The following is a 6093-nucleotide window of genomic DNA, read 5'->3' as shown; positions in this document are numbered from 1 at the left end:
TGGTGGTCGACACCGGCCCGTGGATCTTCGGCAGCCGGGTCCTGCTGCCCGCCGGCACCGTCGCCCGCGTCGACCAGCACGACAAGAAGGTGTACAGCGCCCGGTCCCACGGGCCCGCGGGGCCGCGGGCCGCGCAGGGCCAGCAGGTGCCGTACCGCGACGCCGCGGGCCGACTCGCCGGCTCCGCCGAGGGGAAGGTCCTCGGCTCAGTAGCCGAAGATCATGTCGTAGGCGACCTGCGGCAGGAACTGTCCCGCCGTCGATCCGGCGCCCACGCCGCAGTTGCCGTCGGACTCGCCCGGCGCCTTGATCCACAGCAGCATCTCGGCTCCGCCGCCGCCGTACTGCGTGGGCGTGCCGAGCCGGCGTCCGGGCGGGTTGCACCAGGCGCCGTTCGATCCGTTGCCGTTGCGGCTGGTGTCGACGACGTACGGTTTGGCGAAGCCGTTGGACGCCCGGAGGGCGGCGTTGACGGCGTCGCCGTAGGCCGTGTTCTGCCCGGTGTCGACGTAGTTCGACACGTTCAGCGAGAATCCGTGCGCTCCGCTCACCCCGGCCGCGGCCAGGTGCTGGGCCATGGTCGAGGCGCTGATCCAGGCGGGGTTCCCGGCGTCCAGGTAGACCCGGGTGTTCGGGGCCTTGGCGTTGAACTGCGCGATGGCGTTGCGCAGCATGGCGTTGCGCTCGTCGATCTGACCGGCGCTCATGCAGCTCTGGTCGCCGAGCGCGTCGGGTTCGAGGATGACCACCGCCGGCCGGTTGCCGATGCCGCTGGCGAAGGCAGCGATCCAGGTGGCGTACTCGGCGGCGGACCCGGCGCCGCCGCCGGACTGGCCGGCGCAGATGTCCCGGTTGGGGATGTTGTAGGCCACCAAGACCGGCAGCTTGCCCCGGGCGGCAGCGGCGCCCGCGTAGGCGCCGGTGGCCGTGCCGATGGTGCCGCTCCAGTTGCCGAACCAGCGGGCCGTCGGCACGGAGGCGATCGAGGAGCGGATGGCGGCGGCCCGGCCGTCGCCGGGGTTGGCGTTGAGCCACTGCTGGGCGCTGGAGTCCGGGTCGACGTAGAAACCGCCGGCCAGGGTGGTGGGGTCGGCGGCGTGGGCGGCTCCGGGCTGGACCGCGGCCAGGAGCAGGGTCAGGGCGGGGGCCAGGAGCAGGGACAGCCTGCGAAGCGAGCGGCGCACGGGCTTCCTCCACGGGGTGGGGGTGGACGTGGGGAGGGGTTGGTGGGAGCGCTTCCACGTGTCAGGATGATTGGGCCCGACCGAACGTGCCGTCAAGAGTGCGCACGGCAAGTGCCGGACGGTGCCCTGGCGTTGAGGGGACCGACGGGGACGGCGGACGGAGCAGGGTGGCCACGCGGAACCGAGCCGCCCGCCTCGAGGGCTGTCCCGTGACGGACCTCCGAGATGGCCGCCGGGCTCTGCCGACGGTGGGCCGCCAGGACGATCGAGGGGTGGCTCTCGTGGGGGATGCCGATCGTGCGTGCAGCCGACGCGCCGCGGTGGGGATTCGTCGATCGTGGGGGTCATGCCGATCACACGCCCCGCCCTCCCGCTCGGCGACACCGAGCGCCCCGTCCCCGTCTGGGCCCTCCGGCTCGCCAAGGCCCTCCCGTTCGTGGTGCTGCCCCACTGCCTGTGGCGACTGCCGTTCGCCGCCGACTTCCGGATGGGCACGATCGACCCTGCGGCGCCGGTCGCTCCCTGGTGGACTCCGTTCTACGTCGTCGGGCTCAGTGTGCTCACCGAGGCGCTGGCTCTGCTGACCACCGGGCTGGTGGCCGGTTGGGGTGAGGTGGTGCCGCGCTGGGTGCCGTTCGTCGGTGGCCGGCGGGTGGCGCCGTTCGCCGCGGTGGTCCCGGCGGTCCTGGGTGGTCTGGCTCTGGTGGCGATGTTCGACCTCTACCCACTCGCCTGGGCAGGCGTCCTACCCGAGGTGGGGTACCGCAACGGATGGTGGATGGCCCTGGCCCGGCTGTGCGTCAGCCCGGCGATGCTGTGGGGGCCGATCGTGCTGGCCCTGGCCTGGGCCTACTACCGGCGGCGCCGGCCCGTCTGACGGGTTCGACCCCACTCCGGACAGCGGCGAGGCCGCGACGGAGCGGCTACTCGCGGAGCGTCCCGACCTCGGCGCGGCTTTCGCGGCCGGTGACGGCATGGCGCCGGGAGCCCTGCGCGCCCTGGGAGCGCGCGCGGCGGAGGGCCGGATCTACGCTGGAACGAGGCGCCGGACTCCCCTTCCGGCGTGCACGGCTGCCCGACGGAGGCGGGTGTGGAGACGACGGGCGCGCAGGACGCCCCCACCGCCGTTGCGGTGGTCGACCCGGACGGCGTGGTGAGCGGCTGGAGCGAGGGCGGACTCCTGCTGCTGGGCTGGACGGCGGAGGAGACCGTCGGCCGCCCCGTGACCGACTTCCTGGTCGATCCCCCACCGGGGTTCCCCTCGGCTGACGGACCCCGCCCCAAGGGATCGATCGCCGTGCGCCACCGGGACGGCTCCACGGTCGACGCCACGGTGACGGTCCACCCCCTGCGCCGTGCCGACGGCGTGGCGGCGGGTCTCGTGGTGACCCTCCAGCGCTGGGACCGCCGTCCCGTGATCGCCGACCGGGCCTTCGAGCAGTGCCCCTTCGCGCTGGGCGTCTACGACCCCGATCTGCGGTTCCTGTGGGTGAACGCCGCCGCGGCCGCGGTGGTGGCCCACACGGAGGAGCAGGTCCTCGGTGAGAAGTACCGCGAGCTGTTCGCGGTCGGCGAGACCCCCGAGCTGGACGACACGGCCTACACGGACAAGCTCTCCGAGGTCGCCAGGACGGGCGAGCCCGCGCGGCTCATCACGATCTTCCGTCCGCTGGGCAGCGCCTACGCGAACGCCTGGGCCACCAGCATGTGGCCCGTCCGGGACGCCGAGGGCACGGTGCGCGCGGTCGCCAACTGGGGCTTCGACATGAGCGCCGAGTACTGGGCCCGCCAGCGCCTGCTCATCCTCAAGGAGGCCACCAGGGGCATCGGCCGGACCCTGGACGTGATCAGCACCGCCCGCGAACTGGCCGAAACCCCGGTACCGGGCTTCGCCGACCTCGTCACCGTCGACCTGTTCGACGAGGTCCTGCGCGGCGAGGAACCGCCCGTCTCCGCCGCGGTCACCACCGGTGGAACCATCACGCTCGCCCGCGCCGCCCGGCACAGCGCCAAGGAGGACCCCGACCCGGCGCCCGGACCGGCGGCGCCGGTCGGCTACGCCCCGGGCTCCATCGCCGCGCGCTGCATGTCCACCGGCGGTTCCATGGTCCAGCTCGCCGTCGAGCCCAGCCAGGGCGGCGAGTGGGCCTTCGGCCCCGGGCTCGCCGCCGACCCCGCCCACTGGCCACCCGGCCTCCCGCTGATCGACCAGTCCATCGCCGCACGGGGACTGACCGGCCGGATCACCGTGCCGCTGCTGGCGCGCGGCGCCGTGCTCGGCGTGGTCACCTTCGCCCGCCGCGACCGGCCCGAGGCCTTCACCGCCGACGACCTGATCCTCGCCGATGAACTGGCCGCCAAGGCCGCCGTCGCGATCGACAACGCCCGCCGCTACACGCGCGAGCACACCCTCGCGCTGACCCTGCAACGCAGTCTGCTGCCGCAGCGGCTGCCGCACCACGGGGCGGTCGACGTGGCGTCCGGCTACCTGCCCGCCGGTGCCGGCGCCGGCGTGGGCGGTGACTGGTTCGACGTCATCGCCCTCTCCGGCGCCCGGGTCGCCCTGGTCGTCGGCGACGTCGTCGGCCACGGCGTGCACGCCTCGGCCAGCATGGGCCGGCTCCGCACCGCGGTGCGCACCCTGGCCGACGTGGACCTTCCGCCGGACGAGCTGCTCACCCACCTGGACGACCTGGTCCTGCACCTGCCCGACGACCCCCGGCCCGAAGGCGGCTTCGAGCCCACCGGCGAGACCGGCGCCACCTGCCTGTACGCCGTGTACGACCCGGTCTCCCGCCGCTGCACCATGGCGAGCGCGGGCCATCCGCTGCCGCTGGTCGTCTCGCCGGACGGCACCGGCGCCCCGGTGGTCGCCCAGCCGGGACCCCCGCTGGGCATCGGCGGGCTGCCGTTCGAAGTGACCGAGATCGAGCTGCCCGAGGGCAGCCTGCTCGCCCTCTACACCGACGGGCTGGTGGAGAACCACGGGCGCGACGCCGGAAAGGGCACCGCCGACCTGCTCCGGATCCTGAGCGAGCCCGGCGCCTCCCTGGAGGCGCTCTGCGACACCGCGATGAAGTTGATGCTGCCCGACCACCGCACCGACGACGCGGCCCTGCTGCTCGCCCGCACCCGCGCCCTGGACCCCGACCACGTGGCCGACTGGGAGATCGAGCCCGACCCCGCCCAGGTGGCACACGCCAGGCGTCTGGCCGCCGACCAACTGGCCCTGTGGGGGCTGGAGGAGCCGGCGTTCGTCACCGAGCTGGTCGTCAGCGAGCTCGTCACCAACGCGATCAAGTACGGTCAGCCGCCCGTCAGGCTGCGACTGATCCGCGATGCGGCGCTGATCTGCGAGGTCTCCGACGGGAGCGGCACCGCCCCGCACCTGCGACGGGCCCGCACCTTCGACGAGGGCGGCCGCGGCCTGATGCTCGTCGCGCAGCTCACCCAGGGCTGGGGCACCCGGCACACCACCAACGGCAAGACCATCTGGTGCGCCCAGAACCTCGGCCCGACGTGATCCGGGGGCGGTCCGATCCGCCGGAGGACCGGCCTGACGGCGGCTCCCGCCTCCTCCGCACGGTGGTCCCGTCCGCCGGAGGACGCAGGACGGACCCCGCCACCAAGACGGTCCTGACCTCTCCCCAATGCCATTTCGGCGTCGTGCAGTTGTCGCGACGACAGCCAGGTGAAGGGCATCCGTCGTGGGAATCCTCGCAGGACTCGAGGAGCCCTCGCCGGGCGCTCCGACGGTCCGGCCCTCCGCGCCGCCCCGACCAGCGAGCGGAACCCTTGTGCCGCCGGGATCAGCTGACCGGGAAGGGCGAGGTCGCGCCCGTCACCGACGAGGCGATCACCGCCCTGCGCTCGCTGATCGACGGCCCGTCCGGGCCCACCACGCGGGCACGGATCCGGCGCGGGCGGCCGGACATGGGCCGCCGTGGGAGTACGGCGGCGCGTACGTCCACGCGCGGGTCACCACCGGGGACGGGCACACGGGGGTCGTCGCCGAGCACGACTGACCGCGCGGCGACACGTCCTCCGGTCACCCGGCGGGCAGCAGCATCGGGTCCGCCATGATCCGGCGCACCGTCGTCAGCGCCGCGCCCAGCAGCGGGCCGCGCCGCCCCAGCGCGGAGGGACGCAGAGCCTGCGGGTCCCAGGGCCGGACGGTGACCCGGGCGGCCAGCTCGGCGCGCACGGACGGCAGGAGCCAGTCGGCGAGTTCGGCGTAGGCGCCGCCGAGGACGAGGGCGTCCGGGTCGACGAGTTCCACGGCGGACGCCAGGGCGAGGCCCAGCGCCCGCCCCGCGCGGTCCAGTGCGTGCAGGGTGGGGGCGTGCCCGGCGGCCGCCCGCTCGGCCAGCAGGGCGACCGGATCGCCCGTGCGGTGGTCCGCGAGACCGGCCTCGCGTAGCACCGCCGCGTCGCCCGCGTACTGCTCCAGGCAGCCGCGGGAGCCGCAGGGACAGTCGGGGCCGTCCGGGTGGACGGGTATGTGGCCGAGTTCGCCGGCGAAGCCGCGGGCGCCCCGGAACAGGCGTCCGTCGATGACGAGGGCGGCGCCGATCCCGGACTCGGCGGAGACGTGGACGAAGGTCTCCGCGGCCTGCTCGGCGCTCCAGTACTCGGCCAGCGCCCCGAGGTTGGCCTCGTTCTCCGGCTCGGGCGCGGTGTCCCGGTCGGGCCAGTGGTCGGCGGGCCGGACGCCGTGCCAGCCGAGGTTGGGCGCGCGCTCGACCACCCCGGGCGGCGCGTTCGGCACCACTCCGGGGACGGCCAGGACGCGCCCCTCGACGTGCAGGCCGAGGGCGGCGGTGTTCGACGCTGAGACCCTGATAAGAATCATGGAAAGGCAGGACAGGGGTGAGTCGCTTGATGGATGAAACCAATGGCGTGACCATCC

At 74.4% G+C, this 6093-nt stretch carries 4 protein-coding genes and 1 pseudogene; 3 read left to right on the top strand and 2 right to left on the bottom strand.

Annotation, left to right across the window (positions count from 1 at the left end; all coding sequences use genetic code 11):
• Positions 1 to 95: pseudogene (locus tag ABT247_RS31020) on the top strand (PRC-barrel domain containing protein); the annotation flags it as partial.
• Positions 96 to 206: 111 nt separating this feature from the next.
• Here the strand turns inward: ABT247_RS31020 and ABT247_RS31015 are convergent.
• Positions 207 to 1184: a glycoside hydrolase family 6 protein gene (locus tag ABT247_RS31015; protein WP_502892536.1), complete on the bottom strand. Its 978-nt coding sequence runs from the start codon at positions 1182 to 1184 to the stop codon at positions 207 to 209.
• 346 nt (positions 1185 to 1530) lie between these two features.
• On the opposite strand from ABT247_RS31015, the gene ABT247_RS31010 reads away from it, so the two are divergent.
• A complete protein-coding gene (locus tag ABT247_RS31010) occupies positions 1531 to 2061 on the top strand; it encodes a hypothetical protein (protein ID WP_350749271.1) in 531 nt (176 codons plus the stop codon).
• A 213-nt stretch (positions 2062 to 2274) separates the two neighbouring features.
• Complete coding sequence (locus ABT247_RS31000; RefSeq protein WP_350749269.1) at positions 2275 to 4707, top strand: ATP-binding SpoIIE family protein phosphatase; 2433 nt, start codon at positions 2275 to 2277, stop codon at positions 4705 to 4707.
• 525 nt (positions 4708 to 5232) lie between these two features.
• On the opposite strand, the gene ABT247_RS30995 is transcribed toward ABT247_RS31000, so the two are convergent.
• Positions 5233 to 6036: an ROK family protein gene (locus tag ABT247_RS30995; protein ID WP_350749266.1), complete on the bottom strand. Its 804-nt coding sequence runs from the start codon at positions 6034 to 6036 to the stop codon at positions 5233 to 5235.
• Positions 6037 to 6093: the final 57 nt, after the last annotated feature.

The organism is Kitasatospora sp. NPDC001539 (genome assembly GCF_040298565.1).
In the GTDB taxonomy this organism is placed as follows: domain Bacteria; phylum Actinomycetota; class Actinomycetes; order Streptomycetales; family Streptomycetaceae; genus Kitasatospora.
The sequence above is the reverse complement of the archived record's forward strand: the minus strand, read 5'-3'. Positions and strand labels throughout refer to the sequence as shown.